Origin of the sequence: Clostridium neonatale, from assembly GCF_001458595.1 — a bacterium.
GTDB classification, from domain to species: domain Bacteria; phylum Bacillota; class Clostridia; order Clostridiales; family Clostridiaceae; genus Clostridium; species Clostridium neonatale.
In genome coordinates this window covers 1,447,456-1,467,524 of sequence record NZ_LN890328.1, presented here as the reverse complement: position 1 = coordinate 1,467,524, position 20,069 = coordinate 1,447,456, and the positions used below count along the sequence as shown (strand labels likewise).

20 protein-coding genes, 1 pseudogene and 1 other annotated feature are annotated in these 20,069 nt (G+C 27.5%); of the genes and pseudogenes, 17 read left to right on the top strand and 4 right to left on the bottom strand.

The window, feature by feature from the left end; all coding sequences use genetic code 11:
• Positions 1-151: 151 nt before the first annotated feature.
• Positions 152-691, top strand: a complete 540-nt coding sequence (locus tag BN2920_RS13535; protein WP_058295524.1) for a methyl-accepting chemotaxis protein — start codon at positions 152-154, stop codon at positions 689-691.
• Positions 692-893: 202 nt separating this feature from the next.
• Here BN2920_RS13535 and BN2920_RS13530 read toward each other — a convergent pair whose 3' ends face one another.
• Entirely contained in the window at positions 894-1,469 is a 576-nt protein-coding gene (locus BN2920_RS13530) for a hypothetical protein (RefSeq protein WP_058295523.1), read from the bottom strand.
• A gap of 267 nt (positions 1,470-1,736) precedes the next feature.
• On the opposite strand from BN2920_RS13530, the gene trkA reads away from it, so the two are divergent.
• The 4 genes from trkA to BN2920_RS13510 all read left to right on the top strand — a co-directional run bounded on the left by trkA (position 1,737) and on the right by BN2920_RS13510 (position 6,905).
• Positions 1,737-3,101, top strand: a complete 1,365-nt coding sequence (trkA, locus tag BN2920_RS13525) for a Trk system potassium transporter TrkA (RefSeq protein ID WP_058295522.1) — start codon at positions 1,737-1,739, stop codon at positions 3,099-3,101.
• Between the two features lies 1 nt (position 3,102).
• Positions 3,103-4,551, top strand: coding sequence for a TrkH family potassium uptake protein (locus tag BN2920_RS13520; protein WP_058295521.1), 1,449 nt, complete (start codon positions 3,103-3,105; stop codon positions 4,549-4,551).
• A 145-nt stretch (positions 4,552-4,696) separates the two neighbouring features.
• Positions 4,697-5,914: an IS701 family transposase gene (locus BN2920_RS13515; RefSeq protein ID WP_058294124.1), complete on the top strand. Its 1,218-nt coding sequence runs from the start codon at positions 4,697-4,699 to the stop codon at positions 5,912-5,914.
• Between the two features lie 502 nt (positions 5,915-6,416).
• A complete protein-coding gene (locus tag BN2920_RS13510) occupies positions 6,417-6,905 on the top strand; it encodes a CarD family transcriptional regulator (protein ID WP_058295520.1) in 489 nt (162 codons plus the stop codon).
• Between the two features lie 56 nt (positions 6,906-6,961).
• Here the strand turns inward: BN2920_RS13510 and BN2920_RS13505 are convergent, their stop codons facing one another.
• Positions 6,962-7,555 carry a TetR/AcrR family transcriptional regulator C-terminal domain-containing protein gene (locus BN2920_RS13505; protein ID WP_083498797.1) on the bottom strand — a complete coding sequence of 198 codons (594 nt, stop codon included), beginning with the start codon at positions 7,553-7,555 and terminating at the stop codon, positions 6,962-6,964.
• A 236-nt stretch (positions 7,556-7,791) separates the two neighbouring features.
• On the opposite strand from BN2920_RS13505, the gene BN2920_RS13500 reads away from it, so the two are divergent.
• The 3 genes from BN2920_RS13500 (at position 7,792) to BN2920_RS13495 (ending at position 9,237) form a co-directional block, all read left to right on the top strand.
• A complete protein-coding gene (locus tag BN2920_RS13500; protein WP_058295518.1) occupies positions 7,792-8,049 on the top strand; it encodes an efflux RND transporter periplasmic adaptor subunit in 258 nt (85 codons plus the stop codon).
• 55 nt (positions 8,050-8,104) lie between these two features.
• Entirely contained in the window at positions 8,105-8,263 is a 159-nt protein-coding gene (locus BN2920_RS21445; protein ID WP_141443134.1) for an efflux RND transporter permease subunit, read from the top strand.
• A 140-nt stretch (positions 8,264-8,403) separates the two neighbouring features.
• Complete coding sequence (locus BN2920_RS13495) at positions 8,404-9,237, top strand: flagellin N-terminal helical domain-containing protein (RefSeq protein ID WP_058295517.1); 834 nt, start codon at positions 8,404-8,406, stop codon at positions 9,235-9,237.
• A gap of 55 nt (positions 9,238-9,292) precedes the next feature.
• Here BN2920_RS13495 and BN2920_RS13490 read toward each other — a convergent pair whose 3' ends face one another.
• Positions 9,293-9,586, bottom strand: a complete 294-nt coding sequence (locus tag BN2920_RS13490; protein ID WP_058295516.1) for a hypothetical protein — start codon at positions 9,584-9,586, stop codon at positions 9,293-9,295.
• 297 nt (positions 9,587-9,883) lie between these two features.
• Between BN2920_RS13490 and BN2920_RS13485 the strand changes: the two genes are divergently transcribed.
• The 7 genes and pseudogenes from BN2920_RS13485 to BN2920_RS21795 all read left to right on the top strand — a co-directional run bounded on the left by BN2920_RS13485 (position 9,884) and on the right by BN2920_RS21795 (position 16,217).
• Positions 9,884-10,417, top strand: a complete 534-nt coding sequence (locus BN2920_RS13485) for a 3D domain-containing protein (RefSeq protein WP_058295515.1) — start codon at positions 9,884-9,886, stop codon at positions 10,415-10,417.
• A gap of 236 nt (positions 10,418-10,653) precedes the next feature.
• Positions 10,654-10,803 carry a hypothetical protein gene (locus BN2920_RS21800; RefSeq protein ID WP_172437810.1) on the top strand — a complete coding sequence of 50 codons (150 nt, stop codon included), beginning with the start codon at positions 10,654-10,656 and terminating at the stop codon, positions 10,801-10,803.
• A 488-nt stretch (positions 10,804-11,291) separates the two neighbouring features.
• Positions 11,292-11,516: a binding site (T-box leader), on the top strand.
• A gap of 273 nt (positions 11,517-11,789) precedes the next feature.
• Positions 11,790-11,960, top strand: coding sequence for a YezD family protein (locus tag BN2920_RS21060; RefSeq protein WP_083498795.1), 171 nt, complete (start codon positions 11,790-11,792; stop codon positions 11,958-11,960).
• A gap of 179 nt (positions 11,961-12,139) precedes the next feature.
• The gene (locus BN2920_RS13480) at positions 12,140-13,672 is read left to right on the top strand and encodes a nitrogenase component 1 (protein WP_058295514.1); all 1,533 of its coding nucleotides are present in this window, start codon (positions 12,140-12,142) and stop codon (positions 13,670-13,672) included.
• Positions 13,673-13,696: 24 nt separating this feature from the next.
• Positions 13,697-14,803: pseudogene (locus tag BN2920_RS13475) on the top strand (nitrogenase component 1); the annotation flags it as partial.
• Between the two features lie 479 nt (positions 14,804-15,282).
• Positions 15,283-16,014 carry a DUF429 domain-containing protein gene (locus tag BN2920_RS13470; protein WP_058295513.1) on the top strand — a complete coding sequence of 244 codons (732 nt, stop codon included), beginning with the start codon at positions 15,283-15,285 and terminating at the stop codon, positions 16,012-16,014.
• 56 nt (positions 16,015-16,070) lie between these two features.
• Entirely contained in the window at positions 16,071-16,217 is a 147-nt protein-coding gene (locus BN2920_RS21795) for a hypothetical protein (protein WP_159116456.1), read from the top strand.
• 89 nt (positions 16,218-16,306) lie between these two features.
• Here the strand turns inward: BN2920_RS21795 and BN2920_RS13465 are convergent, their stop codons facing one another.
• Entirely contained in the window at positions 16,307-16,900 is a 594-nt protein-coding gene (locus BN2920_RS13465; RefSeq protein WP_058295512.1) for a hypothetical protein, read from the bottom strand.
• 255 nt (positions 16,901-17,155) lie between these two features.
• On the opposite strand from BN2920_RS13465, the gene BN2920_RS13460 reads away from it, so the two are divergent.
• Complete coding sequence (locus BN2920_RS13460; protein ID WP_058295511.1) at positions 17,156-17,653, top strand: YkgJ family cysteine cluster protein; 498 nt, start codon at positions 17,156-17,158, stop codon at positions 17,651-17,653.
• Positions 17,654-18,449: 796 nt separating this feature from the next.
• On the top strand, positions 18,450-19,991 hold the full coding sequence (locus BN2920_RS13455; RefSeq protein ID WP_058295510.1) for an ABC-F family ATP-binding cassette domain-containing protein: 1,542 nt from the start codon (positions 18,450-18,452) through the stop codon (positions 19,989-19,991).
• The last annotated feature ends 78 nt before the right edge of the window (positions 19,992-20,069 follow it).

The window sequence follows — 20,069 nt, the reverse complement described above, 5'->3', positions numbered from 1 at the left end:
TAAAACATCATAATTAGAGAAGTCATAATTATATAATAAGATAAAGAAATTTATGAATATATAGGCAAAAAACAATATTCAAAAAACGATATTAATGATATAATTTACTTGTATTAATATTTTAAGGTAAACAAAGGGGGAGCTAATTAGAATGGAAAACATAGCTGATAAAAATATAGATAATATGAATAAAAAGAATCAGTTGATTAGCATTATAGACAATTTAACTGAATCACTTTCACAAATATCAGTAGGTATAAGAGAGGTAAATACAGGCGTACAAGATTTAGCAATAATGAATAACCAATTACTTCAAGAAACAATAGAAGCTAACAATAATGCAAAAGATACAGATCAAATTGTAGGCATTATACAAGGAATTTCAAGTCAGACAAATTTATTAGGACTAAATGCATCAATTGAAGCTGCTAGAGCAGGGGAATATGGTAAGGGATTCTCAGTTGTAGCGAAAGAAATAAGAAAACTTTCTAATACTTCAAAAGAATCTATTGATAAGATTGATACAATAATAAAAGATATATCTACATCTATACAAAGCATTAATGATAATTTGGACAAGACTAATGCTGTTTCTCAAAACCAATCAGCGGCACTTGAACAAATTTCGGCATCACTTGAAGAATTGAATTCAACTGTGGCATTATTAAAAGATTTGTCTAAACAGTTATAATTACATATAATTTAAATGATTAAAAAGCTGGTAATAAGTCAGCTTTTATTTATGTAAAATTTAATTATTTAATATTGATAAGATTAGTTAATAAATTATTCTTGAGATGAAGTGTTAGAAGTTATTACGTTTACAAGAGACAACAAAAAAATATATTTTTAAAGATAATAAAAGCAGGAAATGTCACCTGCTTTTATTATTTTCATGCATACATATCAATACGTAATGTTTTCTTTGAATTATAGACATAATAGTCATAAGCTGCAATCCAGTAATTAATAAGTTCAGGCTTATAATCTAAAAGATATTTTACAAAATCATCAAAAACATTACTTTTTACAAGAATTTTAACTATATCTTTTGGATAAGGTGTGTTTTTGGAAAAAACTTTTCTTGGATCAATAACGTGTATTTTTTCATGGTTATCTACAAAAATATGAGCATTTCGTATATTTATTCTTGTGAATTTCATACTTTTAAAATTTTCAACTAAATCTATAATTTCACAAGAAAGATTATAGCTTAGTCCATTTAAATCTATATATTCTTTTAAATTTATACCTTCTATATATTCTCTTAAAATCATATTTTGAGCAATGAAAATCACGTTTGGGAAAAATCTACTTTTTGATGCTATTTCTAATAATTTTACTTCTTCTTTAGCTTTCTTCTTTTTATAAAAAATCTTTAAAGCGTATCCTTCAGGTGTAAGATAAACTTCACCCTCTTTACCTTTCCCTAGAAATTTGCAATCTTTTTTGTTTAAAATGTATCTCATTTTGTACCTTGAAAATATTACTTTTTATATCATATGCTAATATAGAAATAAAATCTACTGAGTTAAAAATTAAATAGATTTGTTAAATAGTTATAATTCTATATAAACAGTGGAATAATAAATTAAAGGAATTTTTAATTATCTAATAAAAAGTAGAAAACTGTAGACATTTTAAAGAATATAGTATTAACTTTAAGAGAATTTGTTGTATAATGTATAATTGTAATTTAAAAATAATTAAGTTGATTTTTAATAAGGAGATAGAAAATGAATATTATAATCGTAGGTGCGGGTAAGGTAGGCTATAATATAGCTAAGTATTTGTCACAAGGTAATGATGATGTAACAATTATTGATGATAAGATTCAGGCACTAGAAAGAATAAATAATAATTTAGATGTAATGTGCATTAAAGGAAACTGTACAAGTTTAAAAGTACTTTACGAGGCTGGAATTAGAGAAGCAGATCTTTTAATTTCTGTTACAAATAGTGATGAGCTTAATATGCTTTGTTCACTTTCAGGAAAAAAATTAGGCGCAAAATATACTGTAGCAAGGGTGAGAAATCCAGGATATGATGAGGAAATAACACTTTTAACTGAGGCAGTTGGAATAGACTTAGTTATTAATCCTGAGAAAGCAGCAGCTACAGAAATTGCAAAACTAATAAAATATCCATCAGTAAGCAGTATAGATAATTTTGCAAACAATAGAGTTAATATGGTTGGATTTAATGTTTCTGAAAGTAGCGGACTAATTAATAAAAAGATTAGTGAGATAGATTTTATAAGAGGAAATTTAATATTTTGTGGAGTGGAACGTGATGGAAAGTTCTTAATTCCAAGAGGAGATTATATTTTCCATAATGATGATAGAGTGTATGTAATAGGGGAACATAATGATATACAAGAGTTTTTCAAAAGACTTGGGAAATATAAAAAGCGTGTAAAAAGTGCCATGATAATAGGTGGAGGAAAAATTAGTTATTACCTTGCAAAGATTATAAGTGAAGTAGGAGTTCATAGTAAGATAATAGAATCAGATTTGAAAAAGTGTGAAGAACTTACAGAACTTCTTCCAGATTCAATTATAATAAATGGGGATGGAATGGATCAAGATTTATTATTGTCAGAAAATCTTACAGATAGTGATGCGTTTATTGCACTTACGGGAAGAGATGAAGATAACTTAATAGCATCGCTTTTTGCATCTAAAAATGATGTTAAAAATATAATAACTAAAATAACAAGAGATAATTATACTGAAATAGCACAAACAGTAGGAATAAATTCTACAATAAGTCCTAAAAGTGTTACGGCAGGGAAAATAATAAGATACGTTAGAACTTTAAAAAATAAGAAAACATGTCCTATTGAAAATGTATATAAAATATGTAATGAAAAAGCTGAAGCAATAGAATTTATAGTTAGTAATAACACTAAGTACATAGATGTTAAATTAAAGGATATGTGTTTTATTGAAAATAGTTTAATAGCAACAATAGTTAGAGATAATAAAATAATAATACCAACAGGAGATGATCATCTAAATCCTGACGATAGGGTTATAGTAGTCACTCAAAACGCAAACTTATTAAGTCTTAGCGGGATTTTTTCTGGAGGTATGAAATAAAATGAACTATAAAATGGTCATGAAAATTATAGGAAATGTTTTGAAATATGAACTTGGATTATTAATAATACCTATAGTAATTTCACTTTATTATAAGGAAGCTGAAGTAAAATCATTTATATTTACTATATTACTCATGTCTCCAATAGCAATAGCATTATGTAAAGTTAGGACTACAAAAAATGAAATGTATGCGAGAGAAGGATTCTTAACAGTAGGACTCACATGGATTACTATTTCATTTGTTGGCGCACTGCCATTTGTTTTTAGTGGTAGCATTCCTTCAATTGTAGATGCTATTTTTGAAACAGTATCAGGATTTACAACAACTGGTGCAACAATTTTAACAGAAGTACAATCACTTCCAAACGGAATTTTATTTTGGAGAAGTTTTACACATTGGATAGGTGGAATGGGATTTTTAATATTTATACTTGCGCTTATACCTTCACTTGGAAATAATTCAATTCACTTATTGAAGGCTGAGAGTCCAGGACCAAATCCAGGAAAAATAGTTCCTAGAATAAAGGATACCGCTAAAATATTATATGTAATATATTTTATATTAACTATGATCGAAACAGTTCTTTTAAAGATAGCTGGACTTTCATGGTTTGATTCAGCACTTCATGCAGTTGGAACAGCAGGTACTGGTGGATTTTCTAATATGAATGCAAGTGTAGCGGCTTTTAATAATCCAGCAGTTGAATGGATTATTACAATTTTTATGATACTTTTTGGTGTTAATTTTGCACTATATTTTCAAATGATTAAAGGGAATAAAAAAGATGTATTAAAGTCTGAAGAATTAAGATATTATATTCTTATGGTATTGGTATCAATAGTTTTAATAGCCATAAATATTATTGATTTTAATGGAGGAGATATATCAAAATCTATTAGAGATTCATCATTTCAAGTAGCATCTATTATAACAACAACGGGATATGCTACTGCAGATTTTAATTTATGGCCTACATTAAGTAAGATGATACTGATTATGCTTATGTTTGCAGGTGCCATGGCAGGTTCTACTGGTGGTGGAATAAAAACAGTTAGAATAGTAATAATATTTAAAGCAATTAAAAGAGAAATCGATAAAATACTTCATCCTAAAAGAGTAAAAAGTGTAAAGATGGACGGAAAAGTTATAGATGAAGATACAATACATGGTGTTTTTCTATTTTTAGGCGGATATATAATAATAAGCCTTATTGCAATGTTTATTGTAGCTTTAGATGGATTTGATCTGGTAACAACATCAACATCTGTTATTGCAACAATAAGTAATATAGGACCAGGTCTTGAAATGGTTGGACCGATTGGAAACTTTTCGGAGTTTTCTCCTTTAAGTAAAATTGTTTTATCTTTTTGTATGCTGGCAGGAAGATTAGAAATTTATCCAATGCTTATAATGTTTAGCCCATCAATATGGAGAAAAAATTATTAATTACTTGACTTGTGCATCAATTTGAGAAAATTTACCATTGGATTTTTATTGACATTTTACCAGTATAATTTTAAATAAAAAAGTAGCATATAAACCTCAAACATGCTAGATTTATTGTTGCGAAACCAAATCTAAGGAGATTTATATGCTGACAACAATATTAAACCAAAATGAAACAATTATCAACTATATTTCAGAGTTAAATCTGCCATATTCTTCTGCGATAAAGAATCATATGGTAAATATAGTATCTGGAATTATTGTAACAGAAGGAAGCAAAACTATTTCATCTGTTCATAATAAAATTACATGCAATAGAGATCGAAGTACTGGTTCAAGGTTCCTAAGTTCATATTCATGGAATCATGAATATGTTACGCAAGAACGCATATTTCATGCAATATCTGAAATTTCCAACACTTGTGAAGATAGTGATGTTGGATTCCTAATCATTGATGATACCTTAACTAAGAAAAATACTTCAACTAAAAAAATTGAAGGCTTAGATTTTCACAATTCACATGCTGATGGCAATAAACCTAAATGGTCACACTGCTTAGTTACATCGCATTATAAGATTAATGATTATTCTATACCTTTAGATTTTAGACAATATCACCGAAAGGAATCGAGTAAAAAACTATCTAAAAAATTTCTAGATAAAAATGAACTTGCGATGGAACTGATTAATGAATTCACTCCTGTAACTAAAAACAATTATTTACTAGTTGATTCATGGTATACTTCAGCAAAAATTTTGCTTCACGGTTTAATAAATGGTTGTCACACTATAGGGAGAATAAAATCTAACAGAGTAATATATCCGGCTGGCATTAAAACAAATGTCAAAAAGTTTTCTTCATACATTAGGACTAATGAGACTAGCTTAGTTACCGCTAGTAATAACAAGTACTATGTTTATAGATATGAAGGAAAACTTAATGATATTGAGAATGTAGTTGTACTTATAAGCTGGACTAAAAACGATTTATCTGATAATCCAGCATTCATTATAAGTACGGATGTTTCACTCGATAATAAAACCATAATTTCATATTACGAAAAGCGTTGGGATATTGAAGTAAGTTATAGATATCATAAAACAGCTCTTGGTTTTGATGAATTTCAAATTCAATCTTTAAAATCAATACATAGATATTGGAGCATGATATTTTTAACGTATACTTTTCTTGAGATTTTCAGAGTCAAATGTGAAAAATTATATAAATTTAAAAATATTGGAGATGTAATATTACACTTCCGAAACAACTATTTGGTAAAAATAGTTTCTTTTGCACATGAATGTGCAGATAACGGGATTGATTTACAGTCTACTATTGCCAAATTAGGACTAGTAGCTTAAATTTTTCCTATTTACTGCACAAGTCTAGTTAATTATATAAAAGTTTTAAAGTTGAGTAGAATAAGATTTCAATATTTATGAAGTCTATTCTACTCTTTTTTGCATATTAACAATTTTAAATTTATAAAAAGAATAAAAAATTATGCATATCACTTAAAAAGGTAAAGAATACTGCAAAAAATATAATTAGAAATGCAAATTTACAAAATAGGTATGGGGGATGGAAAGGCATTATGATATTAACGATTTAGAAGAGCTATTTGTTGTGATGCATTATTGGATTTATCTTAAATATGATGAATGAAAATATAAATTTGAAATATAGAATTTTCATATATATACTCATTAAACTAATAACAGAATTAAAAATATTGAATTATTTTAATATGAAAAGATCATAATTTTTATATGTATTTTAGGTAAATATAATTCTAAAAGGAATAAAATTATAAAAATTGATGATACTAAATATTGAAAAAAATTTTATTAGTGAGGTGTTTATATGTTTCAAATTGGTGATGTAGTATTCTATCCACAACATGGTGTAGGAATAATTGATTGTATAGAGGAAAAAGAAATTAACGGAGAAACAAAAAGTTACTATGAATTTCATCTCATAAATAATCCAATGAAAATTGTTTTACCATTAGATAAAGTAGAAAATTTTCATGTGAGACTTATAAGTGATACCGATACTATAGACTACATTTTAATGGATATTTCAAATAGGCTGGCTAACTTTTCAGAATTTGCTGATTACAATTATAAAGATAGAAAAGAAAAGTTTATTGAAAAAATGAAAATAGGAACAATTGAGAATTATTTAGAGGTTATATATATACTTACAAAATTGAAGATTAAACATGAATTAAATTCCACAGAAGGACAGTTTCTTTACCGATCAAAAAAAATAGTTATTGAGGAAATATCTATTGCTAAAAATTTATCTAAAGATGAGGCTATTGATTTGCTAGAATATGCAATAAGTTAATAAGTTATAATTATTATTACAATAAAATTTTGTAGTAATAATTATAACTTATATAGCTAGTTGTTAATAAAAAGATTTTTTTGAGATAGAAAAGTAGAATATCTTATTAAGTCTTCTACAGATATTGTCATATCACTTTCAAACCACCATCTTATTACAGAAATTATTGCTCCTGCATAGAATTCTGCAATCATAGGTATTGGGACTGAGAACTCATTTCCGTTTTTTTTAACATCTTCTAATTTTAAAATAACATCTTCAACTATTGTTTCATGAAATATTGTTTGTATTGAATTACGATTGTTTTTAAGTAAAGCTACAAACTGAGATTTATTCTTTGGAGATGTTATAAACTCTAAAATATTTTTCATAGTATTGATATAATAATCAGTTAAATTGTTAAATTTATAATCAAAGTTATTTTCTTTGGAAAAATTTATTTGAAATTCTTTAACACAAAACTTTAAAAGTTGATATTTATCTTCAAAGTGTTTATAAAAAGTTGTACGATGAATCATAGCTTTTTCACAAATATCAGTGACGCTAATATCTTCAAATTTGTTTTCAGACAATAAATCTAAAAGTGATTCAGAGAGCAATTTGTATGTTCTCCTAATCCTTAAATCATCTTTCTTGTGAGTATGTTTCATTTTATCAGATCCTCTCTGCAATTTAATAAAAAGTTAATAATATTAAAATAATGATGAAAAAATAAGCTGATTTTGGAGCGGATTTATACAAAAAAGCTTATTCTGTAGTTTTATATACAAAAATCAAAAAAATGACTCTTGTACACTTTATAGTAACAGTATAAATTATAAATATACACTTGTAAAGTTCATATACAAGGAATAATTATTATACATATGTAGAAAGGAAAGGGGATTTGTATAATGAAAAAATATTTATTATATCCCTAATTTCTTGTGTATTTTTGACAGGATGCGGAAGTGAAGAAGAGGTTATTTTGAAAACTGAAAGAAAAGTATCAACTCAGTTAATTGGTGCTAGTAATCATTCTAACATTATTTCCTTAAGTGGAAACATTACGTCTACAAAAACTGTAAAATTGTCTTTTGAGATTCCAGGGACAATAACAGATATAACTGTTGATGAAGGCCATTGTGTACAAGCCTCCGAATAGATACACTCTTGAAATAGGTGGAGAAAAATAAGAACAGTCAAGTACATTTACATCAATGATAACTCCATCAATACTTGCACTAGTAATTATCTGTTTAATTTTTGTAATGCAGTTTGGTCATTTAAGAGAGCCACTTATGATAATGAGTACAATTCCATTATCATTTATAGGTATTATATGGGGACTTAAGTTTACAGGATATTCAATAGGATAATTAATTGAATATATTTATTTTCATAAGCTAGGATATCATATTGTAAAACATAATATGATATCCTAAAAACATTTATAAAGTTTTTATTAACTTATACGAGAAATAATAAAGGTAAGATTTATAACAAGGATGTGGTTAAATTGAGAATAAAAAATAATATGGCATCTCTATCTGGATGTAGGACGCTAAATAAAAATAATTTAGATAATGTTAAAGCAGTCAGAAAGTTAACGTCTGGATCGAGAATAAATTATGCTGCTGATGATGCGGCTGGACTAGGAATATCAGAAAAAATGAGAAGTCAAATTAGGGGGTTAGACCAAGGAAGCGTCAATACTCAAGATGGAATTGCATTAGTGCAAACTATTGAAGGTGCTACAACAGAGGTACATGACATTCTTCATAGAATGACATCTTTAGCAATACAGACCTCAAATGGAATTTTAACAGATGATGACAGGAATTTAGCAGATAAAGAAGTACAACAACTAAAACAAGAAATTGATAGAATAGCAAAAGATACTGAGTATAATGGTAAAAAAGTATTAGATGGAAGTTATGGAACTACTGGAGAAAGACTTGATATACAAGTTGGAGAAAACCCAGGCTTTATAATTTCTTTTAAACCAATAGAAAGCATAGCTTGTGATTCGTTAGGAATTGATAAGTTAAATGTAAAAACTCAAGATGATGCACAAAAAGCTTTAAGTTCTTTATCAAAAGCCATAAATGATGTATCAACTAGAAGAGTCGATCTAGGTTCAGTTCAAAATAGATTACAGCACTCACTAAAATCAGTAGATAATACATCAGAAAATGTATCGGCTTCTGAATCAAGAATAAGAGATACTAATATGGCATATGAAGCTATGGAGAGTGTAAAATCTAATATATTAATAAATTCTACAGAGTCTATGATGATTCAATCTAACCATGATCCAGAGTATGTATTAACTTTAATAAATAAAAAATAGCTCAAGTTTACCTTGAGCTATTTTTTATTTATATAGTTAAGTAAGAATAATCTTTTTACTTAATTATATTTCCTTCAAGTAAAAAAGTCCCATACTTTGTTTTTACAGTTCCAGTAATTATATCTTTATTTAAAGTTCCTTTAGCATAATATGATATATAAAGAAATCCTTTATTTATTGTTCCTGAAAACTCAAAATTATTATTTGATATTTTTCCATTATTAAAACTGCTTCTAATATTATTGCCAATTATGGTACCACTTAAAGAATTTTCATTTATTACAAAAGTAAGTTTTCCACTTTGAGTTCCTATAGGAGTTTTCATTGAAATATTATATACTTTAACCAATTTTTATCTCCTTTCAAAATACACACATAGTAAAAATATGATTATTTTAATATATGTATTCATTAATAGAATGTATTAATATTATTAAAAAATATATTTATGATTAATTGAAAAAATCCAGGTTGAATGGGGATTTTAGAAGTGAATAATTTTATTAATTAATGAGTCATAAAAAAATATGTTCATAGAAATACGTTTACAAAGGAGGAAAAGTATTGTAAAATATAAAACATAATTGTTTATAAATTAATAATGTGTATATTTTACAATTAAATACTAGCCAAAGGAGAAAAAATAATGCTGAAAAATTCAAAAGATTTTAAGAGGAAAGTTTTCTCTGACATTACAAAGGCGAAAGTAATGACATTAAAGATTGTTGCAGCTTATGCAATAATTAACTCAATTGCACTTATTGGAGGAAATGATGCATTAATAAGTGTACAAGCATCAACTACTAACATATCTTCTAGTTATGACACTGAAGGAGATGCTACATTTGTTCCAGCACATCAAGTGGCATCAAATGTGACTGTAAATAATAAAGAAATAATATGTTCAGCTACAGCTTATACTGGAGGTGGAAGAACATCATCTGGAATGAGCTGCGAAAGAGATCCAGATGGAATTAGTACAATATCTGTGGATCCAAGTATAATACCACTTGGAACTATGGTGTATATCGAAGGATATGGATATGCTGTTGCGGCAGATACTGGCGGTTCAGTTAAAGGAAATAAGATAGATGTCTATTTTAATAGTCTTTCTGAATGCTATAATTGGGGAAGTAAATCAGTTAAAGTAACTATACTTGGTGATTCTTCCAAAATGTAAAGATATATTATGTTAGTAAGATAAGTGTTATTTGTATAACACTAGACAAAATGAACTAAGAAAAACAATAAAAGTTTTTCTTAGTTATTTTTATATCTTAATTATATGTAGAAATATGAAGTATTAAAGTTCTTTGCTTTAGTAAGAATATTATTAAAAACGTTTTAATAATATAGATATATAACAAATGACTAGTAGATTTGAAGTATGAATAAAATATTTAGGGGGAAAATAATATGGATTTAAAAAATGCTCAAATTGATATCAATAGTTATGTTGCAAAGTATATGGATGAGAATGGTTGCGATTTTTATAGAGCATGTGAGGAATTGCAAATTGATAAAGATGAAGTCTTTAACATGAAAAATGATAAGGATATTTCATGATATTAAAAGTTTATTTAAATACACTATAAATGAAGATAGTACTGGGTTTAGAGTGAAATAACGAAAATGAAGCTCTCATGTTTCTCGCTTAGCAAATGATTCGCACTAAATGCAAAATTTGGGCTCTCTGATTATGCTAGCTTTGCTACAAAAGATAAGATCCGAATTTCAAACATTCGGATTTGAATCCGCAAGATTTGGGTTCTGATTATGAGTAGTATTGCATTAAATTCTTTGAAAGAGGTTTTTGCAAAATTGTTTGTCCAATACTTTCTGTTGAATCAAACTGTTTTGAGTGCAACCTCTTTTATTAAAATTTTTAGTTGAAATATTTACGTAATCAAATTAATAAAATCCTAAAAAAATATATAATCATAAGAATCTCAGAATAAAATGATATAATTTCAAAATTTTATCAAGGAATATATTGACAAGAAATAAAAAAGAAAATATACTAAAGTAAATCATATTAAAAAGATAGGAATTAAAGTAATGCGTTGAATGGAAAGAGTACATTAGTTAAAGTTTTCAGAGAGGAATTCTTAAACAAGCTGAAAGGAATTCTAAATAGAGATTAATGGAAGTGCATCCGGGAGCATCTAAGGTGAAGTAATAGTAGTCTTAGCAGGTATGCCTGTTACAGCATAAATGAGATGTTGTACTTATTCGTATAATAATCGGAGTGGAATCGTGGATATTTATCTGCCTCTGTTAGCTTTTAGCGGAGGCAGTTTTTTTATATAGAAGAGTTAATGAAGTGTAATATGGAAAAGTAAAAAAGTTTTAAAGATCAAATAATAGAATAATTTTTATTAAGATAGTTTTAAATATTGAAATAGGATTACTGAATAATAAAAGAATTAAATAAGAAAGATTATATCTGACTAGAAATCTAGAGGATGATTTTATATCTAACAATATAAGATCATCCCCTTTTGCATTATTTAAGTGATAAACATTAATTATGAGGATTGGAGGAAAGAAAGATGGTTAATAATGAAATTAAAGTATTAAAGAATGAGAGAATTTTAAAAACTGACGAAATTACATTAATACAAGATTTAATATCAAATCTTAAATATGGTTTTTTAACATTAAAAATACAGGATGGAGTCCTTATCCAAATTGATAAAAATGAAAAGATAAGATTTAGATAGTTTTGAAAGGTGGTGAAAAGCTCATGAAAACAATAGTTATTGGCAGCATAAAAAGTATATGCATTTAACAGGATTTGATTTAAATGGTCGACTAGAAAACTGGAGGCTATTTCTTTTTCAGTAAAAATATATTGATAAATAATATTAATATAAAATTAATTAGTATAGGAGAGATAGAAATGGCTAAAAAAATAAATTTGAATCTTTCTGAAGTTCAAAGCAGAGAGCAACGACTTGGAACTATAATAGCATGGACTGGAAGTGCTTCGGAATTATCAGAGAAGTCTTCATATGAAAGAAGGGGCGATGGATGTGGCAAAAATAAAGGATGCAGGCTTTGTGAGGCTAAAGGCCCATTTACACAAGGGTCAGTGTGTAGTGAACAAATGGTAGAATGTCAAGCAGGAAACGTAAGAAATGCGGTTTTAATACAGCATGCTCCTATTGGATGTGGTGCTGGCCAGGTACCATATAATTCAATATATAGAAATGGATTAGCCATGCGAAATCATCCAGTTGAAAATATTAGAATAATAAATACAAATTTACAAGAAGATGATATGGTGTTTGGGGCATTAAATAAATTAAAGCAATCTATTGATGATGCTTATGAAAGATTTAAACCAGAAGCAATTTTTATAGGAACTTCATGTGCAACAGGAATTATAGGAGAAGATATTGAAAGTGTGGCTAATATGAAGGAAAAAGAATATGGTATACCAATTATTCCGCTTCAATGTGAAGGATTTAGATCAAAACATTGGAGCACTGGATTTGATGCTACGCAACATGGAATTTTAAGAAAAATAGTTAAGAAAAATCCTAAAAAGCAGGAGGACTTAGTTAATGTTATAAATTTATGGGGATCTGATGTTTTTACACCAATGTTAAAGGAACTGGATTTAAGGGTAAATTATGTTGTTGATTTAGCATCGGTTAAAGACTTAGAAATTTTATCTGAAGCTGCTGCAACAGTTGGCTTTTGCTATACATTATCATCTTACATGGCTGCTGCACTGGAACAGGAATTTGGAGTGCCAGAAGTAAAGGCTCCAATGCCATATGGTTTTCATGGAACAGATGAATGGATACGAGAGATTGGAAGAGTTACAAATAGAAGCGAACTGGCTGAAAAGTATATAGAAAAAGAACATAAAAGAGTCAAACCTAAAATTGAAGAATTGAAGAAAAAGTTAAAAGGTACAAGAGGATATGTTGCAACAGGTTCAGCATATGCACATGGATTAGTTCAAGTGTTAAGAGAACTTGAGGTAGAAGTAGATGGAACTATGGTATTTCATCATGATCCTGTATATGATAGCGGAGATATAAGGGAAGATTCATTAGGACATTTAATTGAACATTATGGTGATGTGAAATATTTTAACGTAAGTAACAGACAACAATATCAGCTTTATGCTTTTCTTAAGGAGACAAAACCTGATTTTATGTTAATAAGACATAATGGATTAGCTCCTTTAGCTTCTAAAATAGGTATACCAGCAGCACCTCTTGGAGATGAGCATATTGCAATTGGATATGAGGGAATTATTAATTTAGGAGAAACCATATTAGAGATTTTATCACATAAAAAATTTCATGATGATATAAAAGATCACGTAAAACTTCCATATAAAAAATGGTGGCTGGATCAAAAAGATCCATATATTTTTGCTAAACAGCCTGAATTAATAGAAAGTTATTTGGAATAAGTATTTGGAGGAGGAATTTTTATTATGTCAGAAAATTTATGTGTAAATGGTCAAACAAATTCTATAAATCAAGTTCGATATGGCTGTGCACTTGGGGCATTACATAGTGTGGTAGCAATACCAGATGCCATGCCTATAACTCATTGTGGGCCAGGATGTGTTGATAAACAATATACAAGTTTAGCTTTTTATAATGGGTTTCAAGGTGGCGGATATGCAGGAGGTTCAGTTACACCAAGTGTAAATGCAGGAGAAAGAGAAGTTATTTTTGGAGGAGAAAACAGGTTACGTGAACTTATTAAATCATCTTTGCGCATATTAGATGCTGAATTATTTGTAGTTTTAAATGGATGTATAGGTGAAATTGTTGGTGATGATATTGGTTCTGTAGTTGGAGAGTTTCAAAAACAAGATATTCATATAGTTTATGCAGAAACAGGTGGATTTAAAGGAAATAATTTTATTGGACATGAGATTATAGTTGAATCAATTATAAATCAATATGTAGATAAGTTTGCAGAGAATAAAGATGTTAAAGAGAAAGGGTTAATTAATGTGTGGAGTGAATTGCCATATCAAAATACATTTTGGCGTGGTGACTTAGGAGAAATTAAAAGAATACTAGAAGGTGCAGGTTTTAAAGTAAATATTTTATTTGGAAATGAAAGTGCAGGTGTCAGTGAATGGAAAAAGATACCTAATGCACAATTTAACTTAGTAATATCCCCATGGATGGGAGTAAAAATAGCTAAGTTATTAGAAAAAAAGTATAATCAGTCATATCTTCATGTACCAGTATTACCAATAGGGGCAAAGGAGACAAGCAGGTTTTTAAATGAAGTAGTACAGTTTGCTAAGATAGATAGTGAAATAGCGCAAAAGTTCATTCAATCTGAAGAAAAAAATTATTATTCATATTTAGAGCAATTTGGCGATTTTTATGCAGAGTATTGGTGGGGTCTTCCAGCTAGCTATGCTGTTGTTGGTGATAGTACGTATAATCTAGCATTAAATAAATTTTTGGTAAATCAATTGGGACTTATACCAGGTAAACAAATAATAACAGATAATACACCAGAGAAATTTAGAGAAAGAATCAGAAAAGAATACGAACATTTAGCAGAAGATGTTAAAGTATTATAGGATAGCTTGCTTTTAACAGGTTCTCTTCTTTTGAAAATATAATGTATTCTATGAGAATAGAGAATACTATACTGAATTATTGCCAATACTATTCATAGAGCAAAATACAATCCTTGTTAAATAATAGCATTAAGATTATGACTATTTTGTGCAAGAATTCGGTATTTGGTTCCTTTTATTTTATGACAATATAATTACTTGAAAAGTGGCATTAATTAATCAAAATTTTATGGCAGATATAATTTTAAGAATTTTATCTGCCTTTTATTTATTGGTGAAATTTATGATAAAATAAAACAGAAGTAAGTATTAGATATATTTTATTAAAAGTATAACAAAGTTAAGTTTTTTATAAAAATGAAAAAGAATTAGATTTTTAATAAAATAAGAAAAATCTAAAAAATGAAGAATTTATAGAAAAATTAAAAATCTATCAAAAGATAATCCAAACGACTGAGGTGTAGTAAATGGATAATTTAAATAAATATTTAAGTGTTGGAATAGATGGATGTAAAGGAAAATGGGTGGCAGTTGCTTTAAATGAAAATTCATTTGAAGTAGATAAATTTAATACAATAGATGAAATTTGTGAAAGGTATAGTAATTCTGACAGTATGATTATAGATATGCCTATTGGTCTTGTGGAAAATACTAATGAAGTAAGACCAGAAAGTACAGCTAGAAGATATTTAAAAGGAAAGAGTTCAAGTATTTTTAATGTCCCATGTAGAGAAGCTGTATATTCAGACAGTTATGAAGAAGCATGTAATAAAAATAGAAGCATTTTAGGTGTAGGCTTAAGCAAGCAATCATATAATGTATGCTCTAAAATAAGAGAAGTTGATGAATTTTTAAATAAAAATCCTAAGTGGAAGAATAGACTTCTTGAAGGGCATCCAGAAGTGTGTTTTGCTAAATTAAATAATGAAAAGCCTATTTTAGAAAACAAAACTAAAATTGAAGGACAAAATAGGAGAATAGATATATTGTCTAGATACTATGAAGACACAGACAAGGTTGTTAGTAAATTTCTAAATGATGTGAAATCTAGAAAGAAGATTGATGATGTACTAGATGCGCTGTGTTTAGCTATTAATGGAATTTTAGGTTTAGAAAATGGTTTTGGCTGTATTTTAGAAAATCCAATGGAAGATATAAATGGGCTTAAGATGAATATGCATTATGGAAAAACACAGTAAAGTGATTTTTAAGTTATTTTATAAAAAGTAAAATTTTTAATAAAAATGAATAAAGTTTGAGTTTTAAAGAAAATAAGAAAAATTTAAAAAATTGTGATTTTGTAAAAAAGATAATATATAAACTGAATATTGAAATTAGAAATTTATTTAAAGGTTCTAATGCAATTGAATTTGATTTTGAATGTACTTTAAAAGAAGTATAATATGAGTTATGAAAAGAAAGTGGATTTTATAAGGCAGATAAGATTATGAATAAAAATCTTATCTGCCTTGTGTTGTTTATATTAGGATATTAATTTTTTTCAAACTTCAATTTAATAAAAGCATGAAGTTCATTATCTTTGACAATCTCATTTATCTTATTCTCATCTACAGGCGTTCCATCTGTAAGACTATCTTGAATGGGTGTTGAAGTTGTAGCATAGAAAAGATAGACGTCTTTCTCAGGCTGCAAATCTACATCATTAGATAACAATGCTTGTGAACACTTAGATAAATCCTCATCAATATCAAGCTTGTTAGTATAGAATGCGGAATCAGTAGCTGTAATACAGCGTATTTTATCAGAAGTAATATTTATTCCAATGGTTTCAGTTTTTGTATCTTTCTTTGAAGAGCCATCATAATAAGCTTGTGTTATAATTTCATCTTTAATTTTTTTAGAATCTTTATATACTTCATATGTAAGTGTAAGAGTATACTTATTGTCAGTTGGAAGATTTTTTAAGTCATACATCAATATTTTATTGTCAGTTAAGCTTAGTAAATATTGTTCATCATCAGAAAATGGTTTATAAGTTAATTTAGTGGCTTTTGTTTGCTGGCAGCTTGTTAATATGATAATACACATAAATGCTAGTAGTAAAGTAGCTAACCTTTTTTTCATAAAACACCTCATAATTTAGTTATTTAGTTTAAAAAATATTTTGAATATATTATACCATATATGGAATTATTAAACTGTAATTTATTGTATATATTTATTGGTTGGATGTATGCAACCGTTTCAAGATGATAATGGAAGAATAGGACGATTTATTTTTGTATAATTAGTGCAGTACTCACAAATAGTGTTTTTTTGATGAAAATATGTTTTAATAGTATTGATAATATTATTTATTAAAAATCAAGGAGAAAAGTTATGATAGAACCATCTAGGATAAAAGATGAATTTAAAAAGGTTGAGAAAGAAAACCATAGATTTAGAACATATTTAAAAATACATGCAGATGAAGATGAATTGGATGAGCAGTTTTTAGAACTTCATAATGAATTATTCAAAAATTATGACTGTAATAAATGCAGAAATTGTTGCAGAGAATATGTAATGACATTTGAAGAAAGTGATATAAATTCAGTTGCTAAAGAACTTAAAATAACTAAAGATGAAGTTATAAATAAATATATAAAAATTACTGGCAACGGTTATGAATCAAAAGATAAAATATGCTGTTTCTTAAATGAAAAAGATGGGACTTGTAAAATTGAAAACTGTAAACCAGAAGGATGCAGAGAATATCCCTTTACAAATAAACCTGAAAGATTATTTAGCTTGCTTAGTATTATTGAGTCTGCAAGTGTGTGTCCTGTAGTTTTTGAAATGTTAGAAAGATTGAAGAAAATTTATAGATTTAGATAAAAATGATTATATATTTAAAATTAATTTTTAAAAGCCATTATAGCAGTAAACTTAAAAAAGTTTTGATTTTAAAGAAAATCATAAAAAGTTAAAAATTATAGAATTTCATAAAAAAGCAAAATTATTTAAATATTAAATATAAATTGAAAAATATATGAATTTATATTTTTTTATATAGTGAGTAAAATATCATGGAGTGATAAAAATGACACTTTTTTAATTTCTAAAGTTTGACAAAAAAAGAAGATAGGTATATTATAAAATAAATAATACAAGAAAGAGGGTGATTTATATGTATACTAATAAAGTTATAATGACAAAGACTTCGGCAGTAGCTCCAATCAATGTTAGTGATAGATGCATTGTGAGGAGCGTAATCATAAATCATCCTCTTTTGAGGAATTAAAAATTGTATATAACTTTAAAAATATAGGATATTACTATGTTTTATTTGTTGTAGAAATTTTTATTGATTTATGATTATATTATTAAAAGCTGAAAGCAATGTATCTCTGCTTTCAGCTTTTGTTTATTTTAGCATATAATAGTGTTAAAATGAAACTCACTACTTATATACATATGTAGTAGTAAGTTCTAGTATCCAAATGCAAAATTTGGGCTATCACTTAAGCAGAAGGCTGTAAACTTTGAGTCTTCTGCTTTTTTGTTTTTTATAAAATTATATATTAATGCTTTATAAGTTATATGATGCTTAAATATATGAATTTCAAAATGTGCAAAAGATTCCAAACCTGAAAGCAGAATATATTGTTTTGTATTATAGGAGGAAAGAAAAATGAGTTTATTAGAAGTAAAAAATTTATCACACACTTATGGAGATAAGAAACTATACAGTAATGCAGGATTTGAATTATATAAGGGTGAGCATATGGGGATTGTTGGAGTAAATGGTGCTGGTAAAAGTACGTTACTTAAAATCATTTGTGGTACAGCAATTCCAGATGAAGGAGAAATAAAGTGGCAGCCTAATATAAATATAGGAATTTTGGATCAGTATGCAGAAATAATTGAAGATTACAGCGTATATGATTATTTAAAGACTGCATTTAATGAATTGTATAAAATTGAAGAAAAATTAAATAAATCATATGAAGAAATGGCATGCAATATAAATGAAAATATTATGAAAAAAGCAGCACTATATCAAGAAATCCTTGAAGAAAAGGAGTTTTATAGTATAGATAGTTCTATAAGGAAAGTAGCAACTGGACTTGGAATAGATGCAATTGGTTATGATAGTCAGCTAAACAAATTAAGTGGAGGTCAAAGAGCAAAAGTAATACTGGCAAAACTTCTACTGCAAAGCCCAGATATATTATTACTTGATGAGCCTACTAATTTTTTAGATAAAGAGCATATTAAATGGCTTTCAGAATATTTAAAAGATTTTAAAGGAGCCTTTATAATAGTATCTCATGATTTTGACTTTTTGGATAAAATAACAACATGTATATGTGATATTGACCATAAAGATATAAGAAAATATAATGGTGGATACTGTACATTTCTTAAGCAGAAAGAAAGATTACAGGAGGATTATGTAAGAAGATATAGTGAGCAGCAAAGAGAAATAGAAAAGCTAGAAAAATATATTGCTAAGAATAAAGTAAGAGCATCAACAGCCAAAATGGCAAAAGGACGTCAGAAACAGCTTGATAAAATTGAAAGAATTGATGCACCATCCTTTAGAACATTAAAGCCAGTAATAAAATTTAAATATGCTGAGGCAACTCCAAATATTGCTCTTAGCGTTAAAAACTTAGAAGTTGGATACAGATATGCAATTCTTCCTAAAATGAATTTTAGTATAAAAAATAAAGAGAAAGTTGTTATAACAGGATTTAATGGCATAGGAAAATCTACTCTTTTAAAAACCATTGTTGGTGAAATTAAAAGTTTAGCTGGAAAAGTTAAATTTGGTGAGAATATAAAACCAGGATATTATGAACAGGATCTGAAATGGCAAAATGATGGAATGAATCCTATAGAAATTATTTCAGATGAGTTTCCTAAAATGACCCAAAATGAAATTAGAAAACACCTTTCACAGTGTGGAGTAAAAAGTGAAACAGCTTTGCAGAGTATAAAAAGCTTAAGTGGGGGAGAGCAGTCTAAGGTTAAACTTTGTCGTCTTACACTTACCTTATGCAATCTTTTGATTTTAGATGAAATAACAAATCATATGGATTTAGCTTCTAAAGAAGCATTAAAAGAAGCTTTAGTATCATATGAAGGAACTGTAGTATTAGTTTCTCATGAAGCTTCTTTTTATGAAGACTTAGCAGACAGAATTATTAATATAGAGGAAATGATTTAATATTAATTAAGCTAATAGAAAAATTTCAAAGAGGTTTTGTTATTTTTTATTATAAATCCATTGATATTTTATATCTAT